Annotated in this window: 17 protein-coding genes; 3 read left to right on the forward strand and 14 right to left on the reverse strand. The window is 64.5% G+C overall.

Going from position 1 to position 18,751, the window contains the following annotated elements; all coding sequences use genetic code 11:
• Nucleotides 1-124: 124 nt before the first annotated feature.
• The 4 genes from rpoB to M2336_RS11705 all read right to left on the reverse strand — a co-directional run bounded on the left by rpoB (nt 125) and on the right by M2336_RS11705 (nt 6,506).
• On the reverse strand, nt 125-4,297 hold the full coding sequence (gene rpoB / locus M2336_RS11690; protein ID WP_264572652.1) for a DNA-directed RNA polymerase subunit beta: 4,173 nt from the start codon (nt 4,295-4,297) through the stop codon (nt 125-127).
• Nucleotides 4,298-4,663: 366 nt separating this feature from the next.
• Nucleotides 4,664-5,215, reverse strand: coding sequence for a superoxide dismutase family protein (locus M2336_RS11695; RefSeq protein WP_264593011.1), 552 nt, complete (start codon nt 5,213-5,215; stop codon nt 4,664-4,666).
• A 59-nt stretch (nt 5,216-5,274) separates the two neighbouring features.
• Nucleotides 5,275-5,937: a purine phosphorylase gene (locus M2336_RS11700; protein WP_264572654.1), complete on the reverse strand. Its 663-nt coding sequence runs from the start codon at nt 5,935-5,937 to the stop codon at nt 5,275-5,277.
• A 5-nt stretch (nt 5,938-5,942) separates the two neighbouring features.
• Nucleotides 5,943-6,506 (reverse strand): adenine phosphoribosyltransferase, encoded by a 564-nt coding sequence (locus tag M2336_RS11705; protein WP_264572655.1) that lies wholly within the window; start codon nt 6,504-6,506, stop codon nt 5,943-5,945.
• A gap of 152 nt (nt 6,507-6,658) precedes the next feature.
• Between M2336_RS11705 and M2336_RS11710 the strand changes: the two genes are divergently transcribed.
• Nucleotides 6,659-7,450, forward strand: coding sequence for a hypothetical protein (locus tag M2336_RS11710; protein WP_264593012.1), 792 nt, complete (start codon nt 6,659-6,661; stop codon nt 7,448-7,450).
• 137 nt (nt 7,451-7,587) lie between these two features.
• Here the strand turns inward: M2336_RS11710 and rplL are convergent, their stop codons facing one another.
• Complete coding sequence (gene rplL, locus M2336_RS11715; protein WP_181559472.1) at nt 7,588-7,968, reverse strand: 50S ribosomal protein L7/L12; 381 nt, start codon at nt 7,966-7,968, stop codon at nt 7,588-7,590.
• A gap of 83 nt (nt 7,969-8,051) precedes the next feature.
• Nucleotides 8,052-8,567 (reverse strand): 50S ribosomal protein L10, encoded by a 516-nt coding sequence (gene rplJ / locus M2336_RS11720; protein WP_181559473.1) that lies wholly within the window; start codon nt 8,565-8,567, stop codon nt 8,052-8,054.
• Nucleotides 8,568-9,162: 595 nt separating this feature from the next.
• Here rplJ and M2336_RS11725 point away from each other — a divergent pair.
• Complete coding sequence (locus M2336_RS11725; protein WP_264593013.1) at nt 9,163-9,708, forward strand: PEPxxWA-CTERM sorting domain-containing protein; 546 nt, start codon at nt 9,163-9,165, stop codon at nt 9,706-9,708.
• Between the two features lie 103 nt (nt 9,709-9,811).
• Here the strand turns inward: M2336_RS11725 and M2336_RS11730 are convergent, their stop codons facing one another.
• From M2336_RS11730 to M2336_RS11760, 7 genes are all read right to left on the reverse strand, one after another.
• Nucleotides 9,812-10,339, reverse strand: coding sequence for a TIGR02281 family clan AA aspartic protease (locus tag M2336_RS11730; protein WP_264572658.1), 528 nt, complete (start codon nt 10,337-10,339; stop codon nt 9,812-9,814).
• Between the two features lie 72 nt (nt 10,340-10,411).
• Nucleotides 10,412-11,422, reverse strand: coding sequence for a hypothetical protein (locus M2336_RS11735; RefSeq protein WP_264578740.1), 1,011 nt, complete (start codon nt 11,420-11,422; stop codon nt 10,412-10,414).
• 187 nt (nt 11,423-11,609) lie between these two features.
• Complete coding sequence (gene rplA, locus M2336_RS11740; protein WP_181559477.1) at nt 11,610-12,308, reverse strand: 50S ribosomal protein L1; 699 nt, start codon at nt 12,306-12,308, stop codon at nt 11,610-11,612.
• A gap of 4 nt (nt 12,309-12,312) precedes the next feature.
• Nucleotides 12,313-12,744 (reverse strand): 50S ribosomal protein L11, encoded by a 432-nt coding sequence (gene rplK / locus M2336_RS11745; protein WP_181559478.1) that lies wholly within the window; start codon nt 12,742-12,744, stop codon nt 12,313-12,315.
• 178 nt (nt 12,745-12,922) lie between these two features.
• On the reverse strand, nt 12,923-13,621 hold the full coding sequence (locus tag M2336_RS11750; RefSeq protein ID WP_264593014.1) for an HPP family protein: 699 nt from the start codon (nt 13,619-13,621) through the stop codon (nt 12,923-12,925).
• 117 nt (nt 13,622-13,738) lie between these two features.
• Nucleotides 13,739-15,115, reverse strand: coding sequence for an MFS transporter (locus M2336_RS11755; RefSeq protein WP_264593015.1), 1,377 nt, complete (start codon nt 15,113-15,115; stop codon nt 13,739-13,741).
• A 109-nt stretch (nt 15,116-15,224) separates the two neighbouring features.
• Nucleotides 15,225-15,680, reverse strand: coding sequence for a hypothetical protein (locus tag M2336_RS11760; protein ID WP_181559481.1), 456 nt, complete (start codon nt 15,678-15,680; stop codon nt 15,225-15,227).
• A gap of 113 nt (nt 15,681-15,793) precedes the next feature.
• On the opposite strand from M2336_RS11760, the gene M2336_RS11765 reads away from it, so the two are divergent.
• The gene (locus M2336_RS11765; protein ID WP_264593016.1) at nt 15,794-16,468 is read left to right on the forward strand and encodes a spermidine synthase; all 675 of its coding nucleotides are present in this window, start codon (nt 15,794-15,796) and stop codon (nt 16,466-16,468) included.
• An 18-nt stretch (nt 16,469-16,486) separates the two neighbouring features.
• Here M2336_RS11765 and M2336_RS11770 read toward each other — a convergent pair whose 3' ends face one another.
• A complete protein-coding gene (locus tag M2336_RS11770; protein WP_264593017.1) occupies nt 16,487-18,541 on the reverse strand; it encodes a PQQ-dependent dehydrogenase, methanol/ethanol family in 2,055 nt (684 codons plus the stop codon).
• Nucleotides 18,542-18,751: the final 210 nt, after the last annotated feature.

An 18,751-nucleotide genomic window follows, 5' to 3' on the forward strand; every position in this document is an offset into this window, starting at 1 on the left:
CCTTCCTCGTAAACTTGGTTCGCCCCTCCCTTTCAAGGGAGGGGAAGGGGGTGGGTGTCGCGCAGCAAACTGAGCGCCAGGCCCCACCCCAACCCCTCCCCTGAAGGGGAGGGGCTTCCATGATTTATTCCGCCGCCTCGGGCAGTTCGTCGTCGCCATCGCTGTCGGAGAGGTCTTCCAGCGCCGCCAGCTCAACATTGAGGCCGAGCGAGCGCATTTCCTTCACGAGCACGTTGAAGCTTTCCGGAATGCCGGCCTCGAAGGTGTCGTCACCCTTGACGATCGCCTCATAGACCTTGGTACGGCCGACCACGTCGTCGGACTTGACCGTGAGCATTTCCTGCAGCGTGTAGGCTGCACCATAAGCCTGCAGTGCCCAGACCTCCATCTCACCGAAGCGCTGACCACCGAACTGGGCCTTACCGCCCAGCGGCTGCTGGGTGACGAGGCTGTAGGGGCCGATGGAACGGGCGTGGATCTTGTCGTCCACAAGGTGGTGCAGCTTGAGCATGTAGATGATGCCCACCGTCACCTTGCGGTCGAACGCGTCACCGGTCCGGCCGTCATAGAGCGTGGACTGGCCCGACGTATCGAGCCCTGCCAGCTGCAGCATAGCGGAAACGTCGGCTTCACGCGCACCGTCGAACACCGGTGTTGCGATCGGAACGCCGGTCACGAGGTTGGAAGCAAGCTCGATGACCTGCTCAGCCGAGCGGGACTTGATCTCGTCCGCATAATCCTCGCCATAGACGGTCAGCAGACGCTCCTTCACCGCTTCCGGCATTTCACCGCCGGTCGCGTTCGGGTTGGCCTCGCGCCAGTCGCGCAGGGCATGCTTGATCTGCTGGCCAAGGCCGCGGGCGGCCCAACCAAGGTGCGTCTCGAAGATCTGCCCGACGTTCATGCGCGACGGCACGCCCAGCGGATTGAGCACGATGTCGACCGGGGTGCCATCCTCCAGGAACGGCATGTCCTCGACCGGCAGGATGCGCGAGATGACGCCCTTGTTGCCGTGACGGCCGGCCATCTTATCGCCCGGCTGCAGCTTGCGCTTCACCGCGACGAAGACCTTGACCATCTTGAGCACGCCCGGGGGCAGCTCGTCGCCGCGCTGCAGCTTCTCGACACGGTCCTCGAACTTCTCGACGATGACCTTCACGGCCTCGTCATACTGCGTCTTGACCGCTTCGAGCTGCGACTGGCGGGCATCGTCCGCAACCGCGAACTTCCACCACTCGTGACGCTCGACCTCGGAGAGCAGCTCCTCGGTGATGTCGACACCCTTCTTGACGCCCTTGGGTGCTGCCGTGGCCGTCTGGCCGACCAGCATCTCGCGCAGGCGGTTGAAGGTTGCGCGATTGAGGATTGCGCGCTCGTCCTCGCGGTCCTTGGCGAGACGGTCGATTTCCTCGCGCTCGATGGCCATCGCGCGCTCGTCCTTGTCGATGCCGTGACGGTTGAACACGCGCACCTCGACGATCGTGCCGGCAACGCCCGGCGGCAGGCGAAGCGAGGTGTCGCGCACGTCGCTGGCCTTCTCACCGAAGATGGCGCGGAGGAGCTTCTCTTCCGGCGTCATCGGGCTTTCACCCTTGGGCGTGATCTTGCCGACGAGAATATCGCCCGGCTCCACCTCGGCGCCGATGTAGACAATGCCCGCCTCGTCGAGGTTGCGCAGGGCTTCCTCGCCGACGTTCGGGATGTCGCGGGTGATGTCTTCCGGCCCGAGCTTGGTGTCGCGGGCCATCACCTCGAACTCCTCGATGTGGATCGAGGTGAAGACGTCGTCCTTAACGATCCGCTCGGAGATCAGGATGGAGTCTTCGTAGTTGTAGCCATTCCAGGGCATGAACGCGACGAGGCTGTTGCGGCCCAGGGCCAGTTCGCCCAGCTCGGTCGAGGGACCGTCGGCGATCACGTCGCCAGCCTTCACATGCTCGCCCACCTTCACCAGCGGACGCTGGTTGATGCAGGTGTCCTGGTTGGAGCGCTGGAACTTCATCAGCGTGTAGATGTCGACGCCGGACTTGCCGGCCTCGATCTCTTCGGTGGCGCGGATCACGATGCGGGTGGCGTCAACCTGATCGACGATGCCCGAGCGCTTGGCCGCGATGGCGGCGCCGGAGTCGCGCGCAACCGTCTCTTCCATGCCGGTGCCGACGAACGGCGCCTCGGCCTGCACGAGCGGCACGGCCTGACGCTGCATGTTCGATCCCATGAGCGCGCGGTTGGCGTCATCGTTTTCCAGGAAGGGAATGAGCGATGCGGCAACCGAAACGAGCTGCTTGGGGCTGACGTCCATCAGCGTGATGTGGTCGCGGGGCGCCATCAGGAACTCGCCTGCCTCACGGGCGGAGATGAGATCCTCGGCGAAGGTGCCGTCCGGGTTCACTTCGGCGTTGGCCTGCGCGATCGTGTGCTTGGCCTCTTCCATGGCGGAGAGGTACACGACCTCGTCCGTCACCTTGTTGTCGATGACCTTGCGATACGGTGTCTCGATGAAGCCGTACTTGTTGACGCGCGAGAAGCTCGCCAGCGAGTTGATCAGACCGATGTTCGGGCCTTCCGGCGTCTCAATCGGGCAGATACGGCCATAATGGGTCGGGTGAACGTCGCGAACCTCGAAGCCGGCGCGCTCACGGGTGAGACCACCCGGGCCCAAGGCCGAAACGCGGCGCTTGTGCGTGATTTCGGAGAGCGGGTTGGTCTGGTCCATGAACTGCGAGAGCTGCGAGGAGCCGAAGAACTCGCGCACTGCGGCCACGGCGGGCTTGGCGTTGATGAGGTCGTTCGGCATCACCGTCGAGACGTCGACGCTGGACATGCGCTCCTTCACGGCGCGCTCCATGCGGAGCAGGCCGACTCGATACTGGTTCTCCAGCAGCTCGCCCACCGAACGCACGCGGCGGTTGCCGAGATTGTCGATGTCGTCGATCTCGCCCTTGCCGTCCTTGAGGTTTACCAGCTCCTTGACCACGGCGAGGATGTCCTCGCGGCGCAGCGTCGTGATGGTGTCCTCGGCGTCGAGGCCAAGGCGCATGTTCAGCTTCACGCGGCCCACGGCCGAGAGGTCATAGCGCTCGCCGTCGAAGAACAGGCCTTCGAACAGGGCTTCGGCGGTCTCGCGCGTCGGCGGCTCGCCGGGGCGCATCACGCGGTAGATGTCCGAGAGCGCGTGGTCGCGGTCCTCGGCCTTGTCGACCTTGAGCGTGTTGCGGATCCACGGACCCGTATTCACATGGTCGATGTCGAGCAGTTCGAGGCGGTCGATGCCTGCCGCATCCAGCTTGGCGAGGTTCTCGGGCGAGACCTCGTCGCCGGCTTCGATGTAGATCTCGCCGGTGCTCTCGTTGATGAGGTCATAGGCGCTGTAGCGGCCATAGACTTCCTCGGTCGGGATCACGAGCGCTTCCAGGCCGTCCTTGGCAGCCTTCAGCGCCGCACGCGGGCTGATCTTCTGCCCGGCTGCGAACACCACTTCGCCGGTCTTGGCGTCGATGATGTCGAAGGTGGGCTTGAGGCCGCGCCAGGCGTCCGCCGTATAGGGGATCTGCCAGCCATTCTCGCCGCGCACGTAGGTGACCTTGTTGTAGAACTCGCCGAGGATTTCCTCGCTGTTCAGGCCAAGCGCGAAGAGCAGGGCAGTGACCGGTAGCTTGCGCTTGCGGTCGATACGCACGTTCACGATGTCCTTGGCGTCGAACTCGAAGTCGAGCCAGGAGCCGCGATACGGGATCACGCGAGCGGCGAAGAGATACTTGCCGGAAGAGTGGGTCTTGCCACGGTCATGGTCGAACAGGACGCCCGGCGAGCGGTGCATCTGGGACACGATGACGCGCTCGGTGCCATTGACGATGAAGGTGCCGTTGCCGGTCATGAGCGGCATGTCGCCCATGTAGACATCCTGCTCCTTGATATCGAGAACCGAGCGGGTCTCGGTGTCCTGATCGACTTCGAAGACAATCAGGCGGAGGGTGACGCGCATCGGCGCGGCGTAGGTGATGCCGCGCTGACGGCATTCCTCGGTGTCGTACTTGGGATCTTCCAGCTCATAGTGGACGAAGTCCAGCTCGGCCGTGCCGGCAAAGTCACGGATCGGGAAGACGCTGCGCAGCGTCTTCTCAAGGCCGGACACATAGCCGATTGCGGGATTGGACCGCAGGAACTGCTCATAGCTTTCGCGCTGAACCTCGATGAGGTTCGGCATTTCCACGACCTCGTGGATGTTGCCGAACACCTTGCGGATACGCTTGGTGGCGCTTTCGCCGGGCTTGATGGGGAGAGCCTTGGTTGCCATGCCAGAGATACCTGACCTTCCTGCGTGTTGTGGTCCCGATAATATTTTTCGCATTGCAGCGAAAATTCAGCCTTTTGCTGCGGCTGCGCACCTCGATTCGAGGGCTGCGAGCACGCAAAAAAGTGCGGGCCGGGGCTGTCCGATCCGCACTTGAGCGTCATATGAACCTCGCCGTCACCCCATATGTGATGCATGTCGTGCGCAACGCGTCATGCTTGCCCGGGTAGCGGAAGGCGACTGGCGGGCAGATGCCCGACCAATCCGAATGACCAGCGATATAAGGCCATCGCGCGGCATTGCAAGGGGCTTGCGGCCCGCTGCAATGCCTTTGCGGCGTTGGTGGTCGGCGACGAACCCGATCTGCGATCAGGATTCCTTGCGGTAGAACACGCCGCACATCACCCGGCCGCCGCTGTTGCCAGTGGGGTCGGTGCGCATGTCGTCGGCGTCCGCGTGGATCACCAGCGCCGCGCCATCGTCGTCCAGCAAGGTTGCCATGTTGGTGTGCGCCATGAACGTTACCCTGGCAGCGCCGCGTGCGTCAGCGGTGACCATCGGCAGGTCGCCGGCATGGGGGCCTTGCGGGTTCTCAGTGCCGTGCTGCTTGCTCTCGGGGTTGAGGTGGCCGCCGGCCGATACGAAATCGGGCAGGGTGCATTTGCCGATGGCGTGAATGTGCATCCCGTGCGCACCCGGCGTCAGCCCGCGCGTCACCTCGACGCTGCCGCGCATATGGCCGTCTTCCGGCACCAGCGTCGCGACACCGGTGCGGTTGCCCTGGCCATCATAGAGGATCGCCTCGGCGAAGGGCTCGGGCGTGGGCATCGGCCCCGCCGGGGCCTTGGCGCCGCAGCCCTGCAAGGCCAGGCAGAGGCCGGTGGCGGCGAGGAGGAGGGGGGAAGCAGCAAAATGAGCCATCATGTCTCTCTGTGTTGGGGCGATGCAGTCGGCGCAATCTAGCGTGTTGTCCGGCGAGGTCAAAGCAGGTCGAGCACCCGTTCCATGGCAAGCGCGGCCCGGCGAGAGGCGGCGCGGAGGTTGGCGTGGAAATCCCCGGCACTGTCGGGATTGGCATCGTCCGTCACCGCCTTGATGCCGCCCCAGGGGAGGCCGCACTGGGCGGCATATTGGGCGACGGCCGCGGTTTCCATGTCGACGATGTCGGCATCCAGCGCAGCGACGAGATGGGCCGCATAGGCGCCATCCTCGATGAATGCGTCACCGCTGGCGATGCAAGCATGGGGCAGGGCGCTGCCGGGATCGGGCATGGCCGCATAAGGCGTGACATTTGCCGGCCCCATTGGCCAGGCGCCAGCGGGGTAGTGCACGAAGGCATCCGGGCGACGCGCGCCATAATCATGCTGGACGGCGCGGGCGAGCCAGAAGCAATCGCCGGCGAGGGCGCTCAGCTTGCCGGCCGTCCCGAGGATCATCAGCATGTCCGCATCGTAGATCGCGTGCAGCCGCGCGGCGGCCGCGGCGATGTTGACCTTGCCGATCCCGGTCGTCGCGATGTGCACCAGATGGCGCCCGGTGTCGACGCGGCGCACCAGCGGCCAGTCGCCGTCCAGCCTGTCCCCCGCATCCGGCAGGAAGGCATCGGCCTCTTCCGGCAGGGCGGCGAGCATCAGGATGCGCATGCGTCTCAATGCCCCTCAAAGGTGATGAGGGAGAGGGGTGTGATGCCCACGTCCCTGAGGCGCGCCGCGCCGCCCAGCTCGGGCAGGTCGATGACGAACGCCGCCTGATCGACAATGGCACCTTCGCCCCGCAGCAAGGCGGCGCCGGCGAGCGCGGTCCCGCCGGTCGCCAGCAGGTCGTCCACCAGCAGCACCCGTTGCCCCGGCCGCACGGCGCCCTGATGCATCTCGATCCGGTCGGTGCCATATTCGAGCGCATAATCAATGCCGACCGTCGCGCCGGGCAGCTTGCCGGACTTGCGCAGCATCAGCTTGCCCTTGCCGAGCTTGTAGGAGAGTCCGGCTGCGACGATGAACCCGCGCGCCTCGATGCCGGCGATGAGGTCGACCTGCGCTGGATCGACCAATGCCGCGATCCGGTCGATCGTCGCCCGAAAGCCCTCGCCATCCAGCAACAGGGTCGAAACGTCGCGAAACTGGATGCCGGGAATCGGATAGTCCGGGACGGTCCGCACCAGCGCTTTGAGGTCGTCATTGTTCGTCGTGGTCAGAGAAGATGTCTCGGCCATGATGATGTGTCCCTTCGATAATCGGCTGGCGCAGGCCGCACGTGTCGGCGCAAGGATCGGGCGGCACAGGGCGCCTTTTGTCCCTCACGCTTTACATTGGCGCGACGATATGCTGATCGCAGTCTGTCCCGAAATGGGTCGGTGGGGTCATAATGAGATTGCCTGTTGTCTTTCCAGGGATGGCGTCGATCGCCTGCCTTCTCGCCGTGAGTCCGGCGGCAGGGCAAGCGGAAACTGCGTTTGTCCGGGCAAGCTCCAGCCTTCTCGATTTCCAGAAGCTCACCAGCCTGCTGCTCCCGCCTGCCTTCGGGCAGGATAATCAGGTGCGGGCACCGATGCTGATTGCCAATGAGGTGCGGCCCGAGAGCCGGGACCGTCTGGCGCAGCCCTCCGCGCGGCCGGAGTCGCGCGACCGCCTCGCGCGGCCGGTGAGCGAATTGCCGGCCTATCGCCCGGAGAGCCGCGATCCCTTGGCGCGCTCCTATGAGGATGTGCGCACGGCGCGCCCGGAGTTGCTGGACTCTGGTTCAAAGGCGGTGGCTATGGCGCAGGATGTCGCGCCGGCCAATGAGAGCGTGGCCGGGGCGCCTGCCATGAATAGCGCAGATGGGCCACCCGTACCGATCGCGCTGTCCGCAGTGCCGATGGGCGCCGGGCCGGCGGGCCCCACCTTGCAGCGCACGCAGGGCAAGGCGGAAGGCCTCGGTCTGGCGCAATATCTCTCCGCGCCGTGGCAGCAGATCGGCTTCATCGCCGGTCTGGTGCTGCTCGCCAGTCTGCTCTTCTGGCGGCTGGGAATGCGCGGGCGGCAGGGGCCGCTGGCCCTGACCGACTATGGACGGGCTGAGCGCTCCGCTGCCCGAGAGGGAGGCGACCGGGCGCGCTACCCGACGCTGCGCGAAGCCATCGAGGCGATGAAGGCCGAGGCTGCCACACGCCGTTGATCGGCCTCCGGGCGCCCATCGATCACGCCTGATCCACGCGACGATCCCTCAAACGCAAAAAGAAGCGCGCCCGGATCGCTCCGGACGCGCTTCTTTTGTCGGGCGGGAACGGCCGGGCCGCTCCCCTCCCATCAAGTTTACTTGATCTCGACGGTCGCGCCGGCTTCCTCGAGCTTCTTCTTCAGCTCTTCGGATTCCGCCTTGTTCACGCCTTCCTTCACAGCCTTCGGCGCGCCTTCGACGAGCGCCTTGGCTTCCGTCAGGCCGAGACCGGTGATGGCGCGGACTTCCTTGATGACGTTGATCTTCTTGCCACCGTCGTTGACGAGGATCACGTCGAACTCGGTCTTCTCTTCAGCAGCGGGGGCATCGCCACCGGCGCCACCGGCGGGCGCAGCAACCGCGACTGCGGCTGCAGCGGAAACGCCCCACTTCTCTTCGAGAGCCTTCGACAGCTCAGCAGCTTCGAGAACGGTCAGCGCGGAGAGCTGGTCGACGAGCGAGTTGATATCAGCCATGTAATTCACTCCATTTTCTAGCGGGGCCGGGTCTGGCCCAAGTCAATTGATTGCAACTGTCTGCCGGGGAGGCGGCCTGAAGATCAGGCAGCATCCTTGGTGGCATAAGCGTTGAAGACGCGCGCGAGCTGCGCGGCCGGTTCCTTGGTGACGACTGCGAGCTTGGTCGCCGGGGCCTGAATGAGGCCGATCAGCGTTGCGCGCATCTGGTCGAGCGACGGCATCGAAGCCAGCGCCTTGATGCCATTGGCGTCCAGGAGCGTAGTGCCCATGGCGCCGCCGACGATCTCCAGCTTGTCGTTCGTCTTGGCGAAATCGATCGCGACCTTTGCAGCCGCAACCGGATCGGAAGACGTCGCCAGGCCCACCGGTCCAACCAGCATCTCTTCGATGCTGGCATAATCGGTGTCCTTGATGGCGATCTTGGCAAGGCGGTTCTTCGTTACCTTGTAGGTCGCACCCGCATCGCGCATCTTCTGACGGAGCTGGGTCGACTGAGCCACGCTGAGGCCCAGATTGCGGGTCACGACGACCACGCCCATTTCCTTCAGAGATTCGTGAAGCGCGGAAACGACCTCGGTCTTTTCATTGCGATCCATGCCATTCTCCTCTGCGGCAAGGCCCGGAAGGCCCGGCCGCGTTCACACATGTGCCGCGCACGACCCGAGATGGGCCGCATGCGGCGAAGCAGTCCGAGGGGAAGGGTTGACTGGTCCAGCACGAGAGTGCGGACAGACCCGGATTGAGCTGCGCATCGAAGCGGAGCGCCGTCCGGCAAGAACTTTTCCCCGTCTCGGCTGGGCATTAAGATGGGCAGATCCCATCACCAGCTGTCTCGGACGGTGCACCGGGACGGGCCCGGTGAGCGAAGGCCCGATAGGCGCGACGGCGGTGAAAAGCAAGCCGTTTCCGATTCCGGCCACGGCGAGGGAGCCGGGGAGGGCGGTGGGCGCCTAATTTGTGACCCTTTGGCAACGTCTGTCGGCCATCTGCGCAAAGGTGGTTAAGACGTGGGAAAAGAAGGTTAAAGCGCTTTAATTCTTTCCACCGCAGGTTTAGCACGGGTTCATGGAAAGCTTATCGACAGACTCGCTCCGTTGGGCGCGCCGTGAAATTGAACGGCACCGAGCTTTGATCGGTCTGGCCGTGGTGGCCAGCGCCTTGATCGCAGCCGCGCCGCACAATGAGCGCCGGATGTTCACCATCCCTGAGTTCGCCTCGGCGTTCGTCGCCGTGCCCGCGCCGGAAGAGACGTCGCTGCGCTCCGCGATCATGGGCTATCTTCGCGATGGCTGCGCGCCCGAATTCGTCAATTCAAAGGGTGACCTGACCCAGCTGGTCAATCGCGCCGATTGCGGTCCTGGCCGTTCTCGCAACCAGGGCAGCAGCCCATTCGCGCAGAAGCCGACCGCGGCGCCGAACAAGTCGCCGGTCGCGCCGACCGCCTTCTTCGCCGAGCCGGAAGCTGCCGATTTCGTATCGAACCTCAACAGCCCGCTGATCGTGACGCAGCCGTCGCTGGAGCCCTCCATGGCCTCCTTCACGCCGCCCACTGGTGGTACGGGCGGTGGCGGCGGGTTCATCCCTGGCATTCCCATTCCCTTGCCCGATTTTGTGCCGCCGGTGTTCGGTTCGGTTCCCGAGCCGTCGACCTGGGCGCTGATGATCGCGGGCTTCGGTCTGGCCGGCACGATGATGCGTCGCCGCAATCCGGTGAAGGTTACCTTCGCCGCCAGCTGATGGCCGGCTTCACACGCGTTTCCCGCTGAAAAGGCCAGTCCGGGGGGGCTGGCCTTTTCTTTGCCGATTGCGCGGCGGGATCGGTCTGGCTGGGAAGCCCGGTTCAGTGGATCGTCAAGGTGTCGCCGCTCAGGGTGACGGTGCCGAGTTGCTGCAGCGCATTCTGGCCCATCAGCGAAACCGGCAGGGCGCCATCGACCACGGCGGCGCTGATCTGCTCGATGCGCTTGCCCGCCATTTCCATCCGCTCGATCTTCGCCCAGCGCATCGCGGACGATCCGTTGACGGTGCGCATCTGTGCGCGACCGGGCAGGCTCTCATAAGTCAGGCCGAGCTTGGCCGCGTCGGCCCGATTGAGCACGACGACCGTCGCGCCGGTATCCACCACGAAGCGGATCGAGTGGCCATTGGCCTTCGCCTCGACATAGAAGAGGCCGTCGGCATGGCGCTGCACGGTGTTGGCAGGTAGTTGGATGGCCGGGGCATCCAGAACTGCGGCCTCCGGCACAGCGATGTTTGCGGCGGCTTCCTTCTGGATGTTCTGGTGATCCGTGAACGGGTTGCTCAGCGCGACGGCAATGGATGCCATTGCCGCCATGATGCTACCGAATTCGAGATGGATGCCAATCATGCCGCATCATCACCCCGACTCACCCAAGAAGCGGTTTCGAGATTGAGTTAGCGCGGCATTAAGAAAGCGCGGTCAGGCGGGCGCCTGTGCCGTGCGGGAGGCCTCGATTTCGTCCTCCATCCGCTGCTTCACCCGGCGGCGGCGGCGGCCGAAGATGAAGGCGGCAAGGCCGGAAATGAGAGCCGAAATCCCGAATTCGGCGGCAAGGACGTTGTAGCGCCACGTCAGCTTGTCGAGCCCGCTGAACAGCACGAAATTATCGTCTTCGACGTCATAACCCGCATGCCGATACAGGTTGACGATCTCGCCCGGCAGGGCCTCGCGCCGCAGAACGCCGTCGAGATAGGGCGTGAAGACGAGGTGCGAGAGGCGGAACCGCCAGACGCGCACCAGGTCCTCATCCTTGGGGAAGGTGATGGGATGATAGCCTTCCGGCACATCGTTGCGCCGCACCTCGACAAAGTAGCGCAGCGGCGAGCGATCGTCCGGCCCGGAACGAACCGGCGCGAAATAGAGCGAGCGCTTGACCAGCAGCAGATCCTCATTGAACTGCGCCGTCTCGCGCAGATCGATGCTGCCCGTGATGACGGCGCGGCCTTCCACCGGCGCGATCGCATCGGGCGAGCCGACGACGATGCTGCGTGGGGTGCCCTCATCGGATGGCAATTGCAGCCGCAGGATCAGCACAATGACCGCTGCAAGCAGGCTGCCAACGCAAACGCCGGCGAAAAAGCCCTGGAGGCGAGCGAGGCGTCCCTTAACGATGCGCAGATCGTCCTGCCGGGCAGGGCCGAAGGATTCGGTGCGGCGCTGGCGCGTGCGCAGCAGCCACACCGCAGCGATGAGCGGCGCAGAGAACAATGCCGTCACCGCGACGAAGGTCAGGGTGGGCCAGTAACGATCGAAATGAAGAAACTGCCATTCGGCCAGTCGCGCGATCAACCCGCGATAATCGAGCGCCTGAAAGAGGAAGAACAGGCTGACAAGAGCGATCCAGAAGCCGAGAAGGCGAACCGCCAGATTGAGCTGTTTCGACACCCGGTCATAGGCATCCTGTCCAGCAGTTGGATGTCGCTTCTTCACCCCAATTTCCCTGTTTTTCATCTGAGTTCTATCGTCGCGTGCCTCGCCAAGCAATGCCATCGCAGGGTTAACAGGCGCTTTACGAACAAACGCCTAATCACACCGCCAATTCAGATCATAACATCGGGCAATAAAAAAGCCCCGCCGCGGTGGATACCGGGCGGGGCGTTTTTAGAATTGGGTGAGATCAGGCCGAGGCGACCTGAGCCACGTCCACCTTTACGCCCGGGCCCATCGAGGACGACAGAGCGATCTTGCGGACATACTTGCCCTTCGAGCCCGAGGGCTTGGCCTTCACAATGGCATCGACGAAGGCGTCGAAGTTCTTGCGCAGGTCGGCTTCGGTGAAGCTGGCCTTGCCGAGACCGGCGTGGATGATACCGGCCTTCTCGACGCGGAACTCGATCTGGCCGCCCTTGGCAGCCTTCACGGCTTCAGCGACGTTCGGCGTGACGGTGCCGAGCTTCGGGTTCGGCATCAGGCCCTTGGGACCCAGCACCTTACCGAGGCGACCGACCAGACCCATCATGTCGGGCGTCGCGATCACGCGGTCGAAGTCGAAATTGCCGTTCTGGATGTGCTCGAGCAGATCCTCGGCGCCCACGATCTCGGCGCCGGCTGCCTTGGCGGCATCCGCCTTGTCGGCGCGGGCGAAGACGGCAACGCGCACGTCCTTGCCGGTGCCGGCGGGCAGGGTGACGACGCCACGGACCATCTGGTCGGCGTGACGCGGATCGACGCCCAGGTTCATCGCGACTTCGACGGTCTCGTCGAACTTGGCGGTGGCGTTCTTCTTGATGAGCGCGATGGCTTCATCGACGCCGTGCAGCTTGTTCGCATCGACTGCGGCGGCCATTGCCTTGGCCTTCTTGGTCAGCTTTGCCATGTTCTTAGCCCTCCACCACGGTCAGGCCCATCGCGCGGGCGCTGCCTTCGATGATCTTCGTCGCGGCCTCGATGTCGTTGGCATTGAGGTCGACCATCTTCGCTTCGGCGATCTCGGCGAGCTGGGCACGCGTGATCTTGCCGGCGGAGACCTTGCCGGGCTCCTTGGAGCCGGACTTGAGGTTCACGGCCTGCTTGATGAGATAGGTTGCCGGCGGCTTCTTGGTGACGAAGGAGAAGCTGCGGTCAGCGTAGACGGTGATGATCGTGGGCAGGGGCGTACCCTTCTGCTCCTTCTCGGTCGCCGCGTTGAACGCCTTGCAGAATTCCATGATGTTCACGCCGCGCTGACCCAGGGCAGGGCCGATAGGCGGCGAGGGGTTGGCGGCTCCAGCGGGCACCTGGAGCTTGATATAGCCCGTAATTTTCTTGGCCATTACACTCACTCTGTAGAAGGCGGGGCCAATGGCGCCGCCCGGTTCAAGCTTAGCGGTCAAACGGCTGACCTTGAGGGGTCGTCCTCCCGCAATGGGCTTCCATCGGGCCTGCAAGACCGTCCGGAAGCCGGCGCCTATAGCGTTGACTGGTGCAAAAGGAAAGAGCGGTCTTCTCGATTCACTTTTGCCCGGCGGTACGCCGCGCCAGCGCATGAAGCTCCGCCTGGGAGAGCAGCAGGGCGAGATCGTCGCGGCTGATGTCGAAACTCTCGTCCATATCCTCCAGCGCCTTGTCGATATCCTCGCTGTGCAGCCCTGATGCCTCTCGCACCTGCGCGCTCTGGATTGCGGGCGCAGCCGGCTGATGCGGATAGCTGTGACCGGTCATGCGATGGAAGAACATGGCGAGCGACACCAGCGCGATGGAATTGAGCCCAACGGGCGCGAAGGCGAAGGCATAGCCGGCATCGTGAATGCCCTGGCTGCCAATCACGGCGGTCAGCGCCGCCGCCCCGCCGGGCGGGTGCAGGCAGCGGCAGAGCGACATCACGAGGATCGCGCCCCCGACAGCCACGCCGGCGGCCAGCGCCATTGGCGGAATCCAGCGGGCCGCCGCCACGCCCACCAGTGCCGAGAGGATGTTCCCGCCCACCACCGACCAGGGCTGGGCGAGCGGACTGGTCGGCACGGCAAAGACCAGCACTGCCGAAGCGCCAATGGGCGCGACGATGATCGGCAGATCGGCAGAGGCAATCGGGAATTGCAGGCAGAGCACGATTGTCAGCCCGATCCCCGCCGTCGCGCCGATCACCGCCAACAGGCGCGGCATCAGCCGGGCGCCTGCGAGGATCGGTTTGAAGAGGCGCTCTGTCGTCATGGTTTTCGTAGCACTGGCTCAGGAGAGAGGCGCGCTATTGGCGCGGCTTCACCCAGAAGACCAGCGAGCATTTCCCCTTGCCGATGAAGCCGGGCTTTTAGGTTGTCGCGCCGCCGCTCATTCCGCCGGCGCGGGCTGCGCCGTGTTGATCACGTCCGCCGGTGCTTTGCGGCGCTTCACGATCATGCCGATGCCGAGCGCGCACAGTGCCAGAACGGCAGGACACAGCGCCAGAATGGCAAAGCTGCGCACGATCGGCAGGCCGCTCGCCAGCACGAACGCGCCGATGATCGGCCCTGCAATGCCGCCGATCTTGGCTACGGATGTTGCCCAGCCGGCGCCGTTCGCCCGGATTGCGGAGGGATAGAAGACGCCGGCAATCGACAGGATACCGAAATGCGCGCCGCCCACGAAGCTGGTTGCGGCGACCGAGACGATCAGGAAGAGCGTCGGTTCCATCGGCACCAGGCCGACCAGCAGCAGGAGCGGGAAGGCGACGGCGGGATAGACCGCGACCGCGAGCGGCCCCTTGCCATCGGTAAAGCGCATCAGCAGCAGGCCCAGCACCGCCCCGGCGATGCCGCCGATTGACGAGACATAGGCCGCCGTCTCTCGCGAGAATTTGAGATCTTCATAGACGATCGGGCCCCAATTGGCCTTGAAATAGACCGCCAGCGTGCTGGCGATATAGGCCAGCCAGAGCAGCGGCGTCAGCCATTTGAGGTCGCCCTTGAACAGCTTGGCGGCGGTGAAGTTGCTGGTGTCCTGCTTCTCGTCGCTGAGCACGAAACGGTCCTGCGCGGTCGCGCCGAGCGTGGGATCGACCTTGTTCAACGTCTTGGCGATGAGGTCCGGCTTGAGGTTCTTGCTGGCGAGGAAGCGTACCGATTCCGGCAACCAGAACAGCAGGGCAAAGGCGCAGACGATCGTGCCGAGGCCGCCGAAGACGAACACGCCCTCCCAGCCATAGGTGGGTGCGAGCCACACGGTCACCGGCCCGGCCAGCGAGGAGCCGAGGCTGTAGCCGACCATGATCACCGTCACCACGGTCGAGCGGTACTTGGTGGGCACATATTCGATGTTGAGCGCCCAGGCGAGTGGCAGCATGCCACCAATGGCAAAGCCATCGAGGAAGCGCAGGATGAGAAGGGCTTCATAGCTCTGCGCCAGCGCGGTGGCGGTCGTCAAAATACCGAATGCGAACGCGGCGCCGATGATCGTCTGTCGCCGTCCGATCCTGTCGCCGATGTATGCGAAGGCAAAACCGCCGACCATCATGCCGAACAGACCGGCAGAAAACACATTGCCCAGCTGGTGGGTGGAAAGGCTCAACTCATCCCGCATCCAGGGCGCGGTGAAGCTGATCAGCATCATGTCGAACCCGTCGAACACCGTGATCAGCCAGGAGAGAACGATCAGCCGGAAATTGAACGGGCCGAGCTTCCGCTCATTGATGAACGTGGCGATATCGATCGAGCGGGGCGCGCTGGCCATGCTGGCTGTCCTCTCCGGCTGTGCCTCGAATCGTTCGTAAGGCAACTATTCTTTTAATGGTTAGCAATCTATCGGGCGGCGGCAAGCGATACCTGCTGCGCCGCCCGGTTCAGATATCTGTCGAGAGCACGAAGCCTCGCAAGGCGCGGGCGTCGTGAAGGGCATTATGCGGCACCTGGCTGTTGCGCGCGCTGCTGAACCCGGCGGCGTTGACCAGCTCGAAGCGGAGGCCGCGCACATCAATCATCTCGCCCGGGCCGGTCATCAGCAGCGTTGCGAAATGGGCGATGTCCTCCGGCCAGTCGGCGACGATCATCGGCTCGTTGTCCCCGGCGAGATAGGTGGCGACCAGCTCGGACGCATTGGCCCGCTCCACGGCATAATCCAGCCCGGTCGGCACATGGCGCAGATAAGGAATCACATTGTGCTCGACCCAGGGGTGGAGCGGTTCGGGAAGTGGCAGGAGCGAGAGATACAGCTCCTGATCGCCATATTCGGGCACCAGGGCCAGGCTGATCAGGGCGCCGCCAAAACCATTATATTCGGTATCGAGAAAGTAACGCATGAAGCTCCGGGGATTGGATTAGGGGGAGAGTCGCGCGGAGGCATACAGTGCCGGGACCGTTTGCGCGATGCCTCCGGGTCTGCCAGAGGGACGGCTCGGTTGAAAGGAACGATATGAAGCCCCGCGAACATCTCGGCACGGCGAAGGTGCCCGGCGGCGAGGATCTGCGCCTGTTCCGGCGCGGCGACGATTTCATGATCGTACTGGACCGCAACGAACTGATGAACAGCCGGATGAGCGGATCGGAAAAGGCGCTGGCGCTGATGACGCTGGAGCGGCTGCCGACCCGCGCGGGACGGCATCTGCTGATCGGCGGCTATGGCATGGGGTTCACGCTGCGCGCGGCGCTGGGCGCGCTCGATGCGCAGGCGAAGGTCACGGTGGCCGAGCTGGTGCCGGAGATTATCGAATGGGCGCGGGGGCCGATGGCCGAATTGGCGGCCGGCTGCCTGGATGATCCCCGCGTCGATCTCGTCCACAGCGACGTCGCCGAGCTGATCGAAGAGGGGCAGGGGCGCTATGATGCCATCTTGCTCGACGTCGATAACGGCCCCGACGGCCTCACCGTGCCGGCCAATGACCGGCTCTATGCCGCGCGCGGCCTCTCCCAGGCGATGCGGGCACTCAAGCCGGGCGGCATTCTCGCCGTCTGGTCCGCCGGCTCGGACGAAGCCTTCACCCGCCGGCTGAAAAGCGCCGGGTTCATCGTCGACGAGGTGGCGGTGAAGGCGCGAGAGAACGGCAAGGGGCCGCGCCACGTCATCTGGTTCGCCCAGCGGCGCGGCTAGGCCGCACGAACTAGTCCCTCACTTGCGCACGGCGTCGTCCTGCCAATCCTCATTGCCGCGCGCGATGAGGTAGGCGTGGATCGCCTCCGCCTGTGCCTTATCCAGCACGCCCTTGAAGCTGGCCATGCCCAGATCGGCCTTGGTGCCCTCCAGCACGATATCGAGGAAGTGCGCGCGGGTATCGGGCGTCATGTAGCGCAGATCCTTGAGTCCACCGCGCGCATTCTCGCCATGGCAGCGGGCGCAGGTCTCGCCATAAAGCTGGGCGCCCTGCCGCACCTGCGCTTCGGTGGCGCGGAGGAAGGGCGGGCGGGGCAGGGCCGTCGGCGGCGGCAGGGGCGGCAGCGTCACGCCTTTTGCATCCAGCCTGAACACCAGCAACCGCGCCGGTGACACCCGGAAGCCGCCGGGAATCTTGCTTAGCCCCGCGACGATCGATCCGCCCCAGCCGACATTCACCGCGACATATTGCACGCCGTCGATGGCGTAAGTGACTGGACCGCCGATGGCTACATTGTCGACATTCATGTCCCAGAGCTTCTGCCCGGTGTCGGCGCGATACGCTGCGAAGGTCTTCTCGATGGTGCCCTGAAAGACGAGATTGCCCGCCGTCGCCAACGTGCCACCCGAGCCGGGGAGTGAATAGGGCACGCGCCAGGCTTTCTTCTGTGTGACCGGATTCCAGGCGAGCAGATAGCCTTTCTCCATGGCATCCGCCTCTGCCTGCAAGGCCTTGCGCTGCGCGGCCCATTCCGGCGTGGCGCCGGCATAATCGAAGCCGGCATTGTTGCGGAACGGCACGAAGGCGAAATCCTCGTCCCGCTGCCGGGCATAGACGATGGATTGTTCCATGGCCGGGAAATAGACCAGCCCGGTCTTCGGGCTGAACGACATGGGGTGCCAGCTATGCGCTGCGAGCAGGCTCGGCGTGATGCGCTGGGGCGTCGTCGTCAGGTGCACGCCCGGATAGAGCACCGGCCGCCCGGTCTTCATGTCGATATGGCTGGCCCAGTTGCTCGGCACGAATTTCTCGGCCGAGAGCAATTCCCCGGTCTTGCGGTCGAGCACGTAGAAAAAGCCGTTCTTGGGCGCCTGCATGATGACCGGGCGGGTCTTGCCCTTGATCTTCAGGTCCGCGAGCATCATCGGCTGGGTGCAGGTAAAGTCCCAGTCTTCCTCCGGCACCGCCTGATAATGCCAGCGATAGGCGCCGGTATCGGCATCGACCGCAATGATGGAGCAGAGGAACAGATTGTCGCCCTTTCCCGCGCTGCGGAAATGCCAGCTGATCGGCGATCCATTGCCGGTTCCGATGTAGACGAGATTGAGCGCCGGATCGTAGACGAAGCTGTCCCACGCCGTGCCGCCGCCGCCATATTGCCACCATTTTCCGTGCCAGGTCGGCAGGGCGATCTTCATAGCCGCGTCCGAGGCTTCGCCGTCGGGGCCATTGGCCGGGTTTTCGGGTACGGTGTAGAACTTCCACAGCCGCTTACCCGTCTCCGCATCCCAGGCGCTGACGAAACCGCGCACGCCATAGTCCGCGCCGCCATGGCCGATCACCACCTTGCCATCGAACACGCGCGGCGCGCCGGTGATGGAATAGGGGTGCGCGCGGTCGAAGGTCTGAACGGTCCAGACTTCCTTGCCGGTCCGCGCATCCACGGCGATCAGCCGGCCGTCGAGCGCGGCGACGTAGATCTTGCCGTTCCACGCCGCAATGCCACGGGTCGAGGGACCGCAACAGGCCAGCCGCGCCCACTGTCGCTCGACCTGCGGATCATAGGTCCACAGCTTGCGGCCGGTCCGTCCATCATAGGCCGTCACGATGTTGAAGGCGGAGGCGTTGTAGATCACGCCATCGACCACCAGCGGCGTCGCCTGCACGCCGCGATAGGTGTTCAAATCATCGTACCAGGCCAGTCCCAGCCTTTGGACGGTCTTGTCGTTGATCTGGGTGAGCGGCGAATAACGCTGCTCGTCATAGCTGCGCCCATAGGCCATCCAACTGCCGGCGCTGGCGGTTGCGTCCGGCGCCCGCATCCGCTCGCTGGTGACATGGGCTGGCTGCATTCCGCCTGATGGGGCGTCCTGTCCCGCGAGGAGCAGCGGCGCCGTCATCAACGCCGTGCCTGCAATCCACGATCTCCTGCTCCCTGCCACGCCCAATCTCTCCCGATGCGGCACCGTTGCGGTGCTTGCGCAATCAAGGGATCATTCGCCGCGCCAACGCAATCGCCCTGCGCGATGGTCAGGTTGGATGAGGTGGAAAGGACTGCTGAA

Origin of the sequence: Sphingobium sp. B1D7B, assembly GCF_025961965.1 — a bacterium.
Classification (GTDB): domain Bacteria; phylum Pseudomonadota; class Alphaproteobacteria; order Sphingomonadales; family Sphingomonadaceae; genus Sphingobium.